General features: G+C 72.5%; 14 protein-coding genes. 4 read left to right on the forward strand and 10 right to left on the reverse strand.

Features of this window, described 5'->3' with window-relative positions:
* Positions 1-86: 86 nt before the first annotated feature.
* From hemB to hemQ, 4 genes are read right to left on the reverse strand one after another with little or no spacing between them, the layout of a single operon-like run.
* Positions 87-1,070 (reverse strand): porphobilinogen synthase, encoded by a 984-nt coding sequence (gene hemB / locus AB6V31_RS01135; protein WP_074694664.1) that lies wholly within the window; start codon positions 1,068-1,070, stop codon positions 87-89.
* The gene (locus AB6V31_RS01140) at positions 1,067-1,882 is read right to left on the reverse strand and encodes a uroporphyrinogen-III synthase (RefSeq protein ID WP_056224614.1); all 816 of its coding nucleotides are present in this window, start codon (positions 1,880-1,882) and stop codon (positions 1,067-1,069) included. The genes hemB and AB6V31_RS01140 overlap by 4 nt, the downstream gene beginning before the upstream one ends.
* The gene (gene hemC, locus AB6V31_RS01145; RefSeq protein ID WP_056224616.1) at positions 1,879-2,880 is read right to left on the reverse strand and encodes a hydroxymethylbilane synthase; all 1,002 of its coding nucleotides are present in this window, start codon (positions 2,878-2,880) and stop codon (positions 1,879-1,881) included. The genes AB6V31_RS01140 and hemC overlap by 4 nt, the downstream gene beginning before the upstream one ends.
* Positions 2,877-3,548, reverse strand: a complete 672-nt coding sequence (hemQ, locus tag AB6V31_RS01150) for a hydrogen peroxide-dependent heme synthase (RefSeq protein ID WP_074694663.1) — start codon at positions 3,546-3,548, stop codon at positions 2,877-2,879. The genes hemC and hemQ overlap by 4 nt, the downstream gene beginning before the upstream one ends.
* 137 nt (positions 3,549-3,685) lie before the next feature.
* Between hemQ and AB6V31_RS01155 the strand changes: the two genes are divergently transcribed.
* Positions 3,686-4,474, forward strand: a complete 789-nt coding sequence (locus tag AB6V31_RS01155) for a DUF4239 domain-containing protein (protein ID WP_369363522.1) — start codon at positions 3,686-3,688, stop codon at positions 4,472-4,474.
* Positions 4,475-4,577: 103 nt separating this feature from the next.
* Here the strand turns inward: AB6V31_RS01155 and AB6V31_RS01160 are convergent, their stop codons facing one another.
* The 5 genes from AB6V31_RS01160 to hemE form a co-directional block, all read right to left on the reverse strand.
* On the reverse strand, positions 4,578-4,856 hold the full coding sequence (locus AB6V31_RS01160; RefSeq protein WP_074694661.1) for a hypothetical protein: 279 nt from the start codon (positions 4,854-4,856) through the stop codon (positions 4,578-4,580).
* Positions 4,846-5,256 (reverse strand): phage holin family protein, encoded by a 411-nt coding sequence (locus AB6V31_RS01165; protein WP_056224620.1) that lies wholly within the window; start codon positions 5,254-5,256, stop codon positions 4,846-4,848. Before AB6V31_RS01165 ends, AB6V31_RS01160 begins: the two co-directional genes overlap by 11 nt.
* A gap of 3 nt (positions 5,257-5,259) precedes the next feature.
* Positions 5,260-5,661 carry a hypothetical protein gene (locus AB6V31_RS01170; protein ID WP_056224623.1) on the reverse strand — a complete coding sequence of 134 codons (402 nt, stop codon included), beginning with the start codon at positions 5,659-5,661 and terminating at the stop codon, positions 5,260-5,262.
* A 111-nt stretch (positions 5,662-5,772) separates the two neighbouring features.
* Positions 5,773-7,281, reverse strand: a complete 1,509-nt coding sequence (gene hemG, locus AB6V31_RS01175) for a protoporphyrinogen oxidase (RefSeq protein ID WP_369363525.1) — start codon at positions 7,279-7,281, stop codon at positions 5,773-5,775.
* Entirely contained in the window at positions 7,278-8,315 is a 1,038-nt protein-coding gene (hemE, locus tag AB6V31_RS01180) for a uroporphyrinogen decarboxylase (RefSeq protein WP_369363527.1), read from the reverse strand. Before hemE ends, hemG begins: the two co-directional genes overlap by 4 nt.
* 100 nt (positions 8,316-8,415) lie before the next feature.
* Here hemE and AB6V31_RS01185 point away from each other — a divergent pair, with 100 nt between their 5' ends.
* From AB6V31_RS01185 to AB6V31_RS01195, 3 genes are read left to right on the forward strand one after another with little or no spacing between them, the layout of a single operon-like run.
* A complete protein-coding gene (locus AB6V31_RS01185; protein ID WP_369363529.1) occupies positions 8,416-9,753 on the forward strand; it encodes a glutamyl-tRNA reductase in 1,338 nt (445 codons plus the stop codon).
* A 40-nt stretch (positions 9,754-9,793) separates the two neighbouring features.
* Positions 9,794-10,075, forward strand: coding sequence for a hypothetical protein (locus AB6V31_RS01190; protein WP_144784074.1), 282 nt, complete (start codon positions 9,794-9,796; stop codon positions 10,073-10,075).
* Positions 10,076-10,112: 37 nt separating this feature from the next.
* Positions 10,113-10,691 carry an HhH-GPD-type base excision DNA repair protein gene (locus AB6V31_RS01195; protein ID WP_074694657.1) on the forward strand — a complete coding sequence of 193 codons (579 nt, stop codon included), beginning with the start codon at positions 10,113-10,115 and terminating at the stop codon, positions 10,689-10,691.
* 12 nt (positions 10,692-10,703) lie between these two features.
* Here the strand turns inward: AB6V31_RS01195 and AB6V31_RS01200 are convergent, their stop codons facing one another.
* Positions 10,704-15,197: an SCO7613 C-terminal domain-containing membrane protein gene (locus AB6V31_RS01200; protein WP_369363532.1), complete on the reverse strand. Its 4,494-nt coding sequence runs from the start codon at positions 15,195-15,197 to the stop codon at positions 10,704-10,706.
* Between the last annotated feature and the right edge of the window lie 19 nt (positions 15,198-15,216).

Here is a 15,216-nt window from a genome sequence, read left to right on the forward strand (position 1 = left end):
GGCCCCCTGTACGAGGGGTCGAAAAGTGTCGCTTCGGCGCCGTCCAGGCGACGAAAAGTGACCCCTCACGCGTGAGAGGAGACGGCTCAGAGCTCGGCGCGGAGCCAGCGGGCGGCCTCGACCGCCCAGTAGGTCAGGATCGCGTCGGCACCGGCGCGACGGATGCCGAGCAGGCTCTCCATGATCGCGCCGCGGCGGTCGATCCAGCCGTGGGCCGCAGCGGCCTCGACCATCGCGTACTCGCCCGACACCTGATAAGCCCACACGGGCACGTCGACCGAAGCCTTCACGTCGGCGAGCACGTCGAGGTAGGGCAGCGCCGGCTTGACCATGACGACGTCGGCGCCCTCTTCGACGTCGAGCAGCGCTTCGCGCACGCCCTCGCGGCCGTTGCCGGGGTCGAGCTGGTACGAACGGCGATCGCCCTTGAGCTGCGAGTCGACGGCCTCGCGGAACGGACCGTAGAAGGCCCCGGCGTACTTCGCCGAGTAGGCGAGGATCAGCGTGTCGGTGAAGCCCTCGGCATCCAGCGCCTCGCGTACAGCGCCGACCTGGCCGTCCATCATGCCCGACAACCCCAGCATCGCCGAGCCCGCACGCGCCTGCGCGAGCCCCATGGCGGTGTAGCGCTCGAGGGTCGCGTCGTTGTCGACGGCCCCGTCGTCGCGCAGCACGCCGCAGTGCCCGTGGTCGGTGAACTCGTCGAGGCACAGGTCGGTCTGCACGACCACCGCATCGCCGACCTCGGCCACCACGGCCTCGGTGGCGCGGTTCAGGATGCCGTTCGGGTCGTCGGCCCCGGAGCCCACGGCGTCGCGCACCTCGGGCACGCCGAAGAGCATGACTCCGCCGATGCGCTGCTCGGCGGCCTCGGCCACCGCACGGCGGAGGGAGTCCATCGAGTGCTGCACGATGCCCGGCATCGAACCGATCGGGCTCGGCTCGGTGATCCCCTCGCGCACGAACATCGGCAGCACGAGCTGCGAGGGCACGAGGTGCGTCTCGCGGGCGAGACGACGGACGGCGGGGGTGCGGCGCAGGCGCCGCGGGCGGTGCTCGGGGAAGCTCATGAGGTCGATTCGTCGGAGTGCAGGGGGAAGCGGGCGACGGCTTCGATGAGGGAGTCGACGGTCTGGGTCTCGGCCACCACGTCGACGCTCAGACCGGCGCGCTTCGCGTCTTTGGCGGTGCGGGGGCCGATGGCGGCGATGACGGTGGATGCCGGGATCTCGGGGAACTGATCGACGACCTGCTCCGCGACCGAGCCACTGGTGACGAGGATGGCGTTGATGCGGCCCGAGGTCACGTCGGCGGCGATCTTCTCGGTCACCGGCACGCCCACCGTGCGGTACGCGACGACGCTGCGCACGTCGTGGCCGGCCTCGATGAGCAGTCGCGTCAGCACCGGCTTGGCGATCTCGCTGCGCAGGGTCAGCACCTTGCGCGGCTCGGTCTCGATCGCGATCATCTGCTCGGCCATACCCTGAGCGGAGTTGTCCCGCTCGGGCACGAGGTCGACGTGATAACCGACGGCCTGCATCGCGGCCGCGGTCGTCTCGCCGACGACGGCGACCTTCGTCTCGGCGGGGATGACCGCCTTATAGGCGTACAGCACGTCGACCGTCGTGGCGCTCGTGAGCGTCAGCCAATCGAAGGCGCCCGCGGCCAGGTCGGCGAGAGCCTGGTCGAGCGTCGCCTGGTCGTTCGTCGGCGCGAAGTTGATCAACGGCGCGATGACGGGCACCGCTCCGAGCTGTCGAAGGCTCGCCGCGACGCCGTCGCCCCAGGGGCCCCCTCGGGGAACGAGGACGCGTCGACCGGCAAGCGGTTTCGGCACGCTGCCCGTGGAGGGGTTCGGCGTGTGCTGGTGGCCTTCGTTCATGTGGTCGACTCTCGTGGTACCAGGTCGGCCGCCCCGCGTTCGAGCAACCGACGCGCGGCTTCTTGGCCCGCTCGCGTCGCTCGCGCGATCGGTCCCCCGTCGTCGGCAGCATCTGCTCCATTGCCACTGCCCGTAGTGTCCCCACCATACCCCGGGTCGAGACGCACCGTCCGGTCGATGCCGATCCGTTGCGTTCCATCGAGCGCGTAGACCACCGCCCGCAGGCGCAGGTCGCCCTCCGCGAGCGAGGCGTGCGTGCCGACGGGCGCGCTGCACCCGGCGTCGAGGGCGGAGAGCACGGTGCGCTCCGCGGTGATGGCCACCCGGGTGCGTTCGTCGTCGAGCTCGGCGAGGGCCGCGTAGATGTCCGGGTCGATGTCGTCGCGCGTCTCCACCGCCAGCGCCCCCTGCCCCGGAGCGGTCGGCCACTCCGCGAGACCGAGCTCTTCGGCGAGGAGTCCGCCCAGATCTCCTCCGAGCCGCGAGATTCCCGCGGCCGCGAGGATCACGGCATCCAATTCTCCCTCGCGCACCCGGGCGAGACGCGAGTCGACGTTGCCGCGGATGTCGCGGATGTCGAGGCGCGGGTTGTGCCGCAGGGCCTGAGCGATGCGACGCGGGGAACCGGTGCCGACCCGCGACCCCGGGGCGAGGGACCCCAGGGCGACACCCTCGCGCGTCACGACGACGTCGCGCGCATCTTCACGAGAGGGCGTCGCAGCGATCACCAACCCATCGGGCTGCTGCGTCGGCAGGTCTTTGAGCGAGTGCACGAGGAAGTCGCAGCGGTCCGCCACGAGGGCCTCGCGCAGCCCGTTCGCGAAGACTCCGCGCCCGCCCAGCTGCGACAGCGAGGCGCGGTTGACGTCGCCCTCCGAGACGATCGGCACCAGCTCGACGGAACGACCGGATGCCGCGGACACGGCGTCGGCGACCATCTGCGACTGCGTCATCGCCAGGGTGCTGCGGCGAGTGCCGAGGCGCAGAGGCGCACTCACTGAAGGATCTCGGGGATCTCGTCGAGCGTGACCAGACGGCCGGTGTAGAACGGCACCTCTTCGCGCACGTGGCGGCGGGCCTCGGTGTAGCGGAGGTCGCGCATCATGTCGACGAGGTCGGTCAGGACGTCGGCCTCCATGGGCAGGAGCCACTCGTAGTCGCCGAGGGCGAACGACGCGACCGTGTTGGCGATGACGCCCTTGTAGGCCGAGCCCTTCTTGCCGTGCTCGATGAGCATCTCGCGACGCTCGGCCTCGGGCAGGAGGTACCACTCGTAGCTGCGGACGAAGGGGTACAGGCACAACCACTGCTGGGCCTCGATGCCGCGGAGGAAGCCGGGCACGTGCGAGCGGTTGAACTCCGCGTCGCGGTGCACGCCCATGGCGTTCCACGTGGGCAGGAGGTTCTTCAGCAGGTCGGTGCGACGCAGGCGTCGCAGGTCGCGCTGAAGGGCCTGGGGGTCTTCGCCGTGGAGCCAGACCATGAGGTCGGCGTCGGCGCGCAGACCACTGACGTCGTAGAAGCCGCGGACGGTGACACCGTCGGCCTCGACGAGCGAGACGAGGTCGGCGAGTTCGGTCGCGTCGGCGGCGGTGACCGGGTTCTCGGGATCGCGGCGGAAAACCGCCCACAGCGTGTACACGGAGGAGGAGCTGTCGTCGGACATGCTTCCAGTCTCGTCCGGTCGGGGCGGCGGTCCAAACCGGTTGACTCGCCGCCGAACCACCGACAGGTGCGCCGGCGGCGCACCCATTGGTACTGTGCGTCGACGGCGTCGGGGCACGCCGCCCGAAAGGCGCACCGATGTGGCTGTACGACCTCCCCATGTACCTGGGGCTGCCGCTGTTCATCGTCCTGGTCGTGGGGGGCTCGTGCGCGATCCTCCTGGCGCTGCGGAAATGGGTGCGCAGAGCGGCGCCGCGCGGTGAGGAGTGGGACCGCGTCCTCAGCTACGCGGTCGGTGTGTACGGGGTCTTCTACGGCGTGACCCTTGCCCTCATCGCGGCAGCGGCCTACGGCAACTTCACCGAAGTCGACGGCGTCGTGCTCGAGGAGTCGTCGTCGCTCGCCTCGCTGTACCGAACGGCGGCACTCCTTCCGGACCCGCAGGGGGACGAACTGCAGGCGCAGATCACGCAGTACGCCCGCAACGTCATCGACCTGGACTGGCCCGAGCAGCGTCGTCTCGAGATCCCCGCGGAGACGGATGCCAATATCTCCGCCATGCAACGCGCGATCGGCGCCGTCCAGCCGACGACGGCCGCCGAGACGCTCTCCGTGCAGCAATCGCTCGACCAGTTCCAGCTGCTGGTGGAGAACCGCCGCGACCGCATCGCCCTGACCCACCTCGCCCTGCCGAGCGTGCTCTGGATCGTGCTGGGCGTGGGTGCCGTGCTCAATGCCATCCTCATCGGACTGATCGAGGTGCGGAACCTCCGCGTTCACCTGCTGATGTCGAGCCTGCTCGCGTTGTTCGTCGCTCTGCTGCTGTACGCCATCGCCGGCTTCGACCATGCGTACGCCGGGCCGATCGCCGTCACGCCGGAGTACTTCGAGGACCTGCTGCGCGGGCTGTTCGCGAACGAACCCTAGGCCGCGCGCCGACCGGTCCCGAGCGGATCCGAGGTCGCCGGGGCCGGCCCGCGGACGACGAAGCGGCCCGACTCCCGAAGGAGGCGGGCCGCTTCGCGGAGTCTCAGCGCGTGTAGGCGCGGACGATGCCCCAGACGGCGAGGCCGACGAGCGCGGCGACGCCGGCGACCGCAGCCGCGGCAGCGCCGGGGTTCTGCTGCGCCTTCTCGCGCACCTCGCCGACGGTCCGGTCGATGGCCTCGCTCACGCGACGCGGGGCGTTGGCCTTCACCTCGATGGCGGCCAGCGCCGCCTTGAGCTCGGCGCGCGCCGACTGCACCGGGTCGGTGATCCCCAGGGGAACCGCGGTGCGGGGGACGGGGACGGGGCGATCAATACTCATCGCGGGCCTCCTTCACGATGCGGACGTCTTCGGAGATGGCCGTGCCCGGGTTCTCGCGGTTCGAGAGCTTCTTGAAACGCAAGTACCCCAGCAGGGCCAGGATCGCGGTGATGACGATCATCACGCCGAACACGACGAGCGCGGACAGCCACACCGGCCACCACGACGAGAGCCCCGCGATGACGAAAGCGAAGAAGACGGGGATGGCCCAGAAAACGACGATCAAGGCACCGACGAACCACCCGGCGCCGATCCCGGCGTCCTTGGCGGTGCGCTGCGCCCACGCCTTCGCGCCGTTGATCTCGGCGACGACGAGGTTGCGCACCAGCTCGGGGATGTCGCCGATCAGGGTGAACAGGCTGTCGTCGGAACGATCGCGGAATCCGCGCGGAGTGGTCATGCGTCAGCTCCCGGACGAGGTGGAGCCGCTCTTGGCCGCACGCGCCCGCGTGGTGGCCGACTTCTCCGCCTGCTTGGCGTCGTCGACGGAGTCCTCGACGACGTCGGCGACCTCGTGGGCCGACTGCTTGGCGGCACGTCCGGCGCGCTCGGCGCGCTCCTGCACGGTGCCCGAGCCGCTCGCGGCACCGGTGACCGACTTCGCGCCCTTCCACACCACGCCGGGAACGGACTTCAGGGCCGAGACGCCGAAGGCCTTGACCTTCTCGACCTGTCCCTGGACGACGGGCTGGTCCCAGACCTTCGCGGCCTGAGTCTTGATCTGCTCGTACCGGTCGCGGCCTGCCCGTGCGCCGAGCACGTAGCCCGCCACGAGTCCGACGACGAGTGCTGCTTTGCCCCTCATGGGGTCTCCTCACGCTCGAACGAGTGCTGGTCGAGTCTCACAGTAGTCATGTATGCCGCGCTCGGCATCCACCCTTGACAGCCGGGCGGACTTGGTCGAGAGAGTGCGAGGTCAGCTCGTCCAGAGGGCGTCGCTGCGCACGCGATCGGCCTCATCGCGGGCGTCGGGGATGACCTGGGCGAGGCCCGTGCCCGAGATCCACGCGCCGGTCGCCCCGAGGCCCGGAACCGCGCGTACGGCACCGCGCGCGGCGGCGGTCTCGGCCGCCCGCCCGATGGTCGCCGCGGGCTGCGACTGCACGTATCGCACGCGATGCGCGTCCCGGAGGGCGGATGCCGATAGCTCGACGCCGAGCATCGCGGAGGCCTCCGAGAGGGCCAGGGCTGCCGCCGCGTCGTCGTCGAGGGCGGCGGTCGCGGGCTCTTCGCCCTGGGCACCGAACGAGACGCGCACCACGTGGACGCCGGGCTCGGCGGTATCCCGAACCCAGTCCCATTTCGCGGTGGAGTGCGTGAGGGCCTTCGCGACGTGGCTGCCGGGGACGGTGAGGACGCCGGTGCCGCGCGGAGCCCGGTCGAGAGCGGGGGCGTGCACCACGAGGGTCACGACCTCGACGACCGGGGCGACCGGATCGCCCACCTCGAGGCCGGGGACCACGGGCGCGAGCAGTTCGCGGGCGGGCCCCTCGGGCAGGGCGACGATGACGGCGCGAGCCGGGAGCGGTTCGTCGTCGGCCGAGGTGGTCACCGTCCAGCCGTCGTCGGTCTTCTCGAGAGCCCGGGCGGCGACGCCCGTGCGCAACTCCACGCCGCTCTCGACCAGGGCGGCGACGAGAGCGTCGACGAGGCGGGACATCCCGCCGGCGATGCCCTCGACCGCGCCCCCGGGGGCGGGAGTCTTCGAGGCCCCGCCGGACACGACGGGAACGTCCGACGCGGGAGCGTCTGCGGGGCGCGCAGCCGCCCGGCTCGCACGCAGATCGGCGACGGCGCCCGTGAGAGAGCCCGCCCGCGTCAGAGCCGCGTTCAGACCGGGAGCCGCGAGGTCGATGTCGATGTCGTCGGGGCGGGCCGAGTAGACCCCGCTCGTGACCGGTGCGACCAGCCGGTCGAGCACACGCGCGCCCAGCCGCGACCGTACGAGCTTTCCCAGGCTGTGCGCGTGACCGATCGTGAGCGGCGGCCGAAGGCGGTCCACATAGGCACGCCACGCGCCCGACCAGCCGATGACGCGTCGCACGTCGGGGGCGAAGGGATTGTCCGGGATGCCGAGCACCCCGCCCTTCGGCAGCGGCGCCGCCCCGACTCCCGGCACACCCGCGACCCACGCCCCGGCGGGATTCGGGGAGACGATGTCGTCGGCGAGACCGAGCTCGTCGAGGAGTCTGCGCACGATTCCGCCGCGCGTCGCGAAGCTCTCAGCACCGACGTCGAGGGTCATCCCGCCGACCTCGGCGGTCCGCAGGACCCCGCCGAACACCTCGGAGGCCTCGAGGACCGTGACCTTCAGGCCGACCTTGGCGCATTCGCGCGCCGCGACCAGACCCGAGATCCCGCCGCCGACGACGATCACCCGCGTCTCGTGCGCGTGACGCACGAGACGATCGAGGGGCTCGCTCACGCGCCCTCCCCGTGAGCGCGGGCGACGATGCGGGTCAGCACATCGGGATCGGTGTCGGGCGGCACGCCGTGCCCGAGGTTGAGGATGTGTGCGCGGGCCGCGCGACCGCGGGCGAGGACGTCGTCGACGTGCGCGGCCAGGACCGGCCACGGAGCGCCCAGCAGCGCCGGGTCGAGGTTTCCCTGCAGCGTCACGTCGGGGCCCACGATCGCCGCGGCCTCGTCGAGCGGCATGCGCCAGTCGACCCCCACCGCGTCGGCGAGACCGCCCAGGCGCATGTCGTCGAGGAAGGCCCCCGTGCCCACGCCGAAGTGGATGCGGGGGACCTCGATCCCCTCGAGTGCGGCGTGAGAATGCGGGGCGATGAACTCGCGGAACGTGGCGGGCGAGAGCGACCCCGCCCACGAGTCGAAGAGCTGCACGGCCTGGGCACCGCCGTCGATCTGCGCGTCGAGGAACGCGCGCGAGACCTTCGACAGCCACCCGGCCAGACGGTGCCAGGACTCCGGGTCGGCGTGCATCATGCCGCGCGCGCGCAGGTGCTCCTTGCTCGGCCCGCCCTCGACCAGGTAGGCGGCGAGAGTGAAGGGTGCCCCGGCGAAGCCGATGAGGGGAACGGCCTCGTCGAGCTCAGCGGTCACGCGGCGGGCGGCCTCGCGCACGGGCTCGGCCGCCGCGGCGACGTCGTCGGGGTCGATCGCGGTGATCCGCGCCACGTCGTCGGCGGTGCGGACGGGGTCGGCGAAGACCGGGCCACGGCCGGGCTCGATCACGACGTCGACGCCGGCCAGACGCAGCGGCACGACGATGTCGCTGAAGAAGATCGCGGCGTCCACCTTGTGACGGCGGATCGGCTGGAGAGTGATCTCCGCCGCGAGGTCGGGGGTCAGGCACGCGTCGAGCATGCGCGTGCCCACGCGCAACTCCCGGTACTCGGGCAGGGAGCGTCCGGCCTGCCGCATGAACCACACCGGCTGCCGCTCGGGACGATCGCCACGGAGGGCACGGAGCAGGGGCGCGTCGAGGGAGGCCATGGCATCCATCCTCCCACCCGCCCCGCGGGAGCACGTGGGATGCCTTGACGTCGAGAGGCCACCCGGAATACCCCGAGGAAGCCGGGCGTAGAATATGGACGTGCTGCTGTGCGTCAGCGCGAGTCACAAGACCGCGTCCTTCGATCTCCTCGAGCGGCTCAGCGTACCCGCGACACCCGTCGCCCCTCTGATCGCCGAGCACGACGAGTGCGTCCAGGGCGCCGTCGTGGTGGCGACCTGCAACCGCTTCGAGGCCTACGTCGACATGGACGAGCCCGTCACCGCGGCCGTCGCCCTCGGCATCGAGGCCACCCTCGCGGCCATCGAGTCCGCGACCGGCGTCCCGGCCAGCGAGCTCGAGGGCTCGTACACCGTCCTCGGCGGCAGCGACGTGGCCGAGCACCTCTTCTCGGTGGCATCCGGTCTCGAATCCGTCGTCGTCGGCGAGGGCGAGATCGCCGGTCAGGTGCGCCGCGCGCTCAACGAGTCGCGCCAGCTCGGCACCACCTCCGCCGAACTCGAGCGCCTGTTCCAGCGGGCCTCCGAAGCGCAGCGCGGCGTGAAGAACTCCACCGCGATCGGCCGCGCCGGACGCTCCCTCGTGCGCCTCGGCCTCGAGCTCGCCGACAGCCGCATCGCCGACTGGTCGACCCAGCGGGTGCTGCTGGTCGGCACGGGCGCCTACGCCGCGGCCACGGTCGCGGCCCTCCGCGATCAGGGCGCCGAAGACATCTCGGTGTACTCGCCCTCGGGCCGGGCCGCGAAGTTCTCGGCCAAGCACGGTCTGCGCGCGATCTCGACCGAGACCTTCCCGAGCGTCGTCGCCCACTCCGACCTCGTGATCACCTGCACCACCAGCGAGAACCACGTCCTCAGCGCGGCGACCTTCGCCGCGGGCCGCGGGGCGTTCGAAGCCGCCGTCGACGGGGCCGCGGGCGTCTGCCCCGTCGACCACACCGCGCGTCGCCTCGTGATCGACCTGGGTCTTCCCCGCAACGTCGACCCCGACGTCGCCACGGTTCCCGGCGTCGACCTGCTCGACCTCGAGACCATCCGCCTGCACGCCCCGCTCGAAGAGCTGCAGGCCACCGACGCCGCGCGCGACCTCGTGCGCGACGCCGCCCGCCGCTTCGCCTCGGTCGGCGAGCGCAAGAACATCACCCCCGCCGTCGTGGCCCTGCGCGCGCACGTCTTCGGCGTGCTCGACGCAGAGGTCGCCCGCGTGCGCGCCCGCGGCGACGAGGGCGGTCAGACCGAGCAGGCACTCCGCCACCTCGTCGGCGTGCTGCTGCACACCCCGACCACCCGCGCCCACGAGCTCGCCGAGACCGGCCGCGCCGACGAGTACATCGACGCCCTGTCGGCTCTCTTCGGCATCGAGGTCGCCGATCCCGCGGCCTCCGCCCCCGCGCGTCGCGACATCGCCGACGCGGGCTGACTCCCCGCCTGATCCCGGGTCCTCGGGCAGGATGGATGCCGTGAGCACACCGGCATCCGAGGTCTATGTCGTCGCGGGAGAACCCCGCCGCGGCAACGCACTGCGCTGGGTGGCGACGTTCGCCCTGGGCCTGCTGCACATCGAGGACGACGCTCCCTCGGTGAGCGAGACCGTCATCCGTCGCGTCGACGGATCGCTCGTGAAGCGGCTGAAGCCCGGAAGCGTCGCCCACTTCGAGGTGCAGATCAGCGAGGCGACGGAGGATCTGCTCGAGATGGATGCCGTGCCGTTCGCTCGGAAGTGGATCGCGGACCCGGCTTGAGGGCTGCGCCTGCGGATGTTCGCGCGAGAATGAGGGTATGAGCCTGCGCATCACCGACGACCCCGCCGCGGACGAGCTGCTGTCGAGCAACCCGCTCGCCCTGCTGATCGGCATGCTGCTCGACCAGCAGGTCGCCATGGAGACGGCGTTCGCCGGCCCGCTGAAGATCCAGGAGCGCACCGGATCGATGGATGCCGGCGCGATCGCGCACCAGGACCCTGATGAGTTCGCCGCCGCGTTCTCGCAGTCGCCCGCCGTCCACCGCTACCCGGGATCGATGGCGGGGCGCGTGCAGGCGCTCTGCGCGGCGATCGAGGAGGACTGGGACGGCAAGGCCGAGAACCTCTGGACGCGCGACGACCCCGACGGCAAGACGGTGCTGAAGCGCCTCAAGGCCCTGCCGGGCTTCGGCGAACAGAAGGCGAAGATCTTCCTCGCCCTGCTGGGCAAGCAACGCGGCTTCGACGGCGCCGGCTGGCGGGAGGCCTCGGCCCCCTACGGCGAAGAGGGCTCGTTCCGCTCCGTCGCCGACATCGTGAGCCCGGAGTCGCTCACCAAGGTGCGCGAGCACAAGCGCGCCGCGAAGGCCGCGGCGAAAGAAGCGAAGGCGAAGTAGGAACTCGCTCCCTCACCGCAGAGATCTGATCGCGAGGGCCACCGCCCGCACCTCGCGGATGCGGCGCTCGTACGTCGCCGCGATCACGATGAGGAGCACGCCGGCGATGCCGAGCCACAGCCACCAGAGACCGGACGCGCTCTCGTAGAGCGACGCGATCCACGGCCAGAGCTGGGCGACGGCGTGGACGATCAGCACGATCCCGCCGAGCAGAACCGGGGCCTGCCAACGGAACCGCGCGCCGACCAGCAGCGTCACCAGAGCGACGACGCCGAGCGCGAGGACGCGCCACAGCGCGTTGCCGCTCGAGAAGTCGAACAGCAGCGAGGGGATGAGCAGGAGCGCCAGGCCGATCCCGAGCGCCGGCCACGTCCGCACCGCGGGACGCTGACGAAGGGTCCGGATGCCGTGGATCAAGAGCGCCACGGCGAGGGGAGTCGTGGCCGCCTCGACGGGATCGGCACTGCCGAGAACGATCGCCACGAGGCCGAGGACGGCCGACAGACCGATCGCGGTCCACCGCACCGCCGCACCCTGCCACCACAGCCCGAGGGCGAGGACGGCGACGAGCGTCACGATCAGACGCAGCGGGCCCTCGCCCGTGGCCGAGAGCCGCATGGCGGTGAGAACCACCGCGACAGCGGGAGCGGCGACCGCGAGAGCCTGCGACACCCCGGGCAGGACGTCCGCGCGCCGACGGCGGAGGAGGACGGCGACGGCCACCAGGGGAACGGTCGCGGCGACGAGCCAGACGTCGAACAGCGCGGTCGCGAGCTCGTGCAGGGCGCGCAGCGACGGGGCCACGATCAGCCCGAGCGAGGCGACGCCGATCACCGGGGTCGCCAGCGGGGCGAGCGCGCCGCGGAAAAGAACGGCTGCGATCACCAGCACGGCGACCGCCGCGAGCGTCACGCCGATCGCGCGCACCGGCGACGCGTCGGCGAGCGCCGCGGAGGGCAGGAGCCCGACCGCCGCACCGCCGACGGCGAACAGCACCGAGGCCGGGGCGACCGGGCGGCGGCGATCGAGGAGGGCGGCAGCGATCCACACGAGCGCGAGAGGCACGGTGGCCCACTCGATCGGGCGGATATCCGCCCCCACGCCGATGAGGGCGACGAGCCCCGCTCCGGAGTGCGCGGTGATCGCGAGCGGCATCCCCCCGAGCCGGTGACGCACGCGCAGGGCGGCGACGCCGACGGCACCGAGCACCGCGACGGCGATCACCATGCGCCCGATCGGCCCGCCGTCGACGGCGACCAGCACGGCCGACCCGAGCGCGAGCAGTACGGCGGCGCCGACCAGAGCGTTGCGCGCGGACGACGCCGCCCACGGGGCCGGGCGTCGCGCGACGCCCACGGCGGCAGCGCAGATCGCCACGACCGACACCACGACGACGAGATCCGCGATGCCGATGCCACCCCGCTCGACGGAGGGGAGGAGCTGCGCGACCGTGACCAGCACGAGCGAGAGCGCTCCCGCGGCTCCGACCGCGACGGGAAGTTCGTCGGGGGTCCGTGGAGGACGCACCCAGGCCCCGACCACCAGAACCGCGGCCGAGAGGAGCGCGACCGCCAGCACGTGGACGAGGTTTCCCGAGGCCGAGAGGGCGCTGGGAGCGAGCGCGACGGTGGTCCCCGCGGCGGCGATCACCGCTGGGACGGCCGCGGAACGGTTCTCTCCCACCCGCCGCGCCCGCTCGTGGCCGGCCGCGATGCCGAGCACCGCGATACCGACCGGCACGGTGAAGAGCTCGACCGTCTCGGTCTGCTGCCAGAGCAGCCGCGTCCACAGCGCGAGGGTGCCCAGGACGAGCGCGAGCCAGATGAGGTGTCGGCGGGGCCCGCGAGAGCGGAAGAGACCGTCGCCATCGGTCGCCCACAGCACAGCGGCCACCGCCGCGAGCAGCAGCGGAAGCCACCGGACTCCCTGCGAGGGAACGACGACGATCGACAGAGCGGCCACGAGCGCGGCCCCCACGTCAAGGCAGGCGCGGGTGGACGGGTCGGTGCGGAGCAGGCGCAGGCCCGCCGCGGCACTGACGACGGCGATCGCCGCGTAGACGATCGCCGGCACCAGCGGCAGCGGGTCGATCAGCCGGAGCGCGGAACCGGCCGCGCCCGCGACGAGCAGGGGCGTCATGACCGCCGCGAAGGGCCGCGCGACGCGCCATGGCAGGTAGGGCGTCGTGAGGACGGCCGCCGACGCGACCGCGGCGACCAGCACCGACGCGAGCATCCACACGTCGGTCGCGGTGCCCGCGCGGAACCACAGCGCGGGGGCGGCGACCACCACGATCGCCGCCAGAGCGGTGACCACGCCGGCGCTTCGTTGCGCGACGTCGAGACCCCACCGGTGGAAGAGCGGGGCGACGAGAGCGACGAGACAGAGGGATGCCATCGCCAAAGGAACCGTCGTCGGGGTGGCCCCGTCGACGACGAGGTCGGCTCCGGCGCGCAACGCCCCGGGAACGAGGACGGCGCTCCCCGTCAGGAACAGGACGACCGCAATCGCGGACGGCACCCGGATACTCGGATGCGCTCCGGCCACCGCGGCGAGCACGGCCGCGACCACGACGCTGCACAGCCCCCAGGCGAGCGGAGAGGAGAACGACGACACCCACCCTGCGCCGAGGGCGAGGCAACCCCCGACCGCGGCGAGGGCGATGTCACCGCGACGGCGGCGGAGGACGACGACGGCGACCACGGCGAGCGCCAGGTACCAGGCGACCACGAGGATCAGGACGCGCAGCTGGGGTCCCGCGAGCAGGGCGACGGCCGCCCCGGCGATCAGCGCGGGGGTCCGGCGCTGCGCCCACGATCCCGACAGACGCCAGACCACGGCGGCGAGCACGACGATGGCCGCGAGGGCGATCACGGCCGCCGTGCTGACGGCATCCGGGGCATCAAGATCGAGGGCGGAGCGCCCGAAGACGACGATCGACCGACCCAGGACGGTGCCGACGGCATCCATCGCGCCGACCAGGGGCAGGATCGCGGCGACAGCGGCGGCGATCGCCGCAGCCAGCGAAGCGACGACGACGGTCGTCCGCCCGAGGCCCGGAGTCGCGCGACGCGCGGCGACGTCGAGCCCCAACGCGACGGCCGAGGCGACGAGCACCGGGACGGTGACGGACAGGGTCGCGTCGGCCGCACGGATGACCGTGCCCGCGATCCCCAGCCCGAGGACGACGACCGCTGCCACCGCGGCCGTCGGCGCCAGGCGCGCGGCACCTCGGCGCGCGAGCGACCGGGCGTGGAGAGCGAGACCGAGGGAAAGCGCCGCGCCGAGGACCGCGGGCGTCGCCGTGCTGCGCGGGTCGACGATCAGGGCGGAGGTCATCGCGACGACCGCACCGACGGCGGCGAGAGCCCGGACGACCGCGATCTCGATCGTCAACGCCGGGCGCGGAGCCCGGGCGAGGAGCGGTGCGAAGGGTGCCGCGAGGGCCAGGAGCAGCAGGACGAGCCCCCACGCGTACCACCCGAGGGCCGCATCCCGCGTGAAGAGACCGGCGACCAGCATCGCGGGCCCGACCGCGAGGGCCGCGACAGCGACCGAGAGCGGGGCGCGCAGGCGCGACAGACGCGACCAGCCCACGAACGCGGCACCCGCGGCCACCGTCGTCGCGCCCCAGTACACGCTCGGTTCGAGGCTCGCCGCCCCGCCCAGGTCGTTGGCTCGGACGGCCCAGACGTCGAGGGCCACGAAAGCGATCCCGAGCAGCGCGATGCCCTCGGAGGTGGCACCGAGGCCCCGACGGCGCAGGAGCGAGGCGGTGGCGATAATCGCCGCCGTGACGAGTCCGATGATGACGGAGCGCAGGACGAGCCCGCCACTGATCCACGCGACGGTGAGGAAGAAGGCCGCAGCCACGGCGAGAAGCACCACGCCGACCGACAGGAGGAAGACCTGGACGCTCGAACGGCGGGGCGCGGCCGGCCCCGCGGGGACGGGTGCGGCCGGCTCCACCGGAGGACCACCGTCGAACGGCGGCACAGCCGGGAAGCCTGCGCTCGGCTCGGCCAGCGGCCCCGGGGGGATCGCCGGCCCCGACGGCGGTGCGAACGCCACGTCGGCGGCTGCGGCGGGCGCCGACACCGTCGTCGAGAGCGATGCGGGCTCGGCCGTCGCGGAGTCACCCGGGGGCATCGCCACCGGGGACGGAGGCGCGGAGGACGGAAACACCGGGGACGGCAGCACCGGGTGAAGCTCGGACGACGGGGGAGCCGGCATCCGTTCCTCTTCTGCCCGGGCAGCCGCGGTCTCCGCATCGCTGTGCACCCGCATGAGGACGTCGGCGCGCTCGTCGACGAGGGCGATGATCCGCTGCGACAGGTCGAGCACCCGCGCCGTGCGCGCATCGGTCAGGTCGAGTCCGCACGAGGCGCACGGCGACACGGTGATGGATGCGAAGCACGACGGGCAGCGCGATGTGTCGACGAGCGCCCCCGGCTGCTCGGGCCAGGCGATGCCCGACAGTGCTCCCCCGTGATCGACTTCCGTCATCGTGCCCCCTCGGCGTCGG

This window comes from Microbacterium sp. 16-032 (genome assembly GCF_041079455.1).
In the GTDB taxonomy this organism is placed as follows: Bacteria; Actinomycetota; Actinomycetes; order Actinomycetales; family Microbacteriaceae; genus Microbacterium; species Microbacterium testaceum_A.

Bases quoted from the DNA above. Each gene is read 5' to 3' on its own strand.
- hemB (WP_074694664.1), bottom strand. From the start codon at position 1,070: ATGAGCTTCCCCGAGCACCGCCCGCGGCGCCTGCGCCGCACCCCCGCC.
- AB6V31_RS01140 (WP_056224614.1), bottom strand. From the start codon at position 1,882: ATGAACGAAGGCCACCAGCACACGCCGAACCCCTCCACGGGCAGCGTG.
- hemQ (WP_074694663.1), bottom strand. From the start codon at position 3,548: ATGTCCGACGACAGCTCCTCCTCCGTGTACACGCTGTGGGCGGTTTTC.
- AB6V31_RS01155 (WP_369363522.1), top strand. From the start codon at position 3,686: ATGTGGCTGTACGACCTCCCCATGTACCTGGGGCTGCCGCTGTTCATC.
- AB6V31_RS01160 (WP_074694661.1), bottom strand. From the start codon at position 4,856: ATGAGTATTGATCGCCCCGTCCCCGTCCCCCGCACCGCGGTTCCCCTG.
- AB6V31_RS01165 (WP_056224620.1), bottom strand. From the start codon at position 5,256: ATGACCACTCCGCGCGGATTCCGCGATCGTTCCGACGACAGCCTGTTC.
- AB6V31_RS01170 (WP_056224623.1), bottom strand. From the start codon at position 5,661: ATGAGGGGCAAAGCAGCACTCGTCGTCGGACTCGTGGCGGGCTACGTG.
- hemE (WP_369363527.1), bottom strand. From the start codon at position 8,315: ATGGCCTCCCTCGACGCGCCCCTGCTCCGTGCCCTCCGTGGCGATCGT.
- AB6V31_RS01195 (WP_074694657.1), top strand. From the start codon at position 10,113: ATGAGCCTGCGCATCACCGACGACCCCGCCGCGGACGAGCTGCTGTCG.
- AB6V31_RS01200 (WP_369363532.1), bottom strand. From the start codon at position 15,197: ATGACGGAAGTCGATCACGGGGGAGCACTGTCGGGCATCGCCTGGCCC.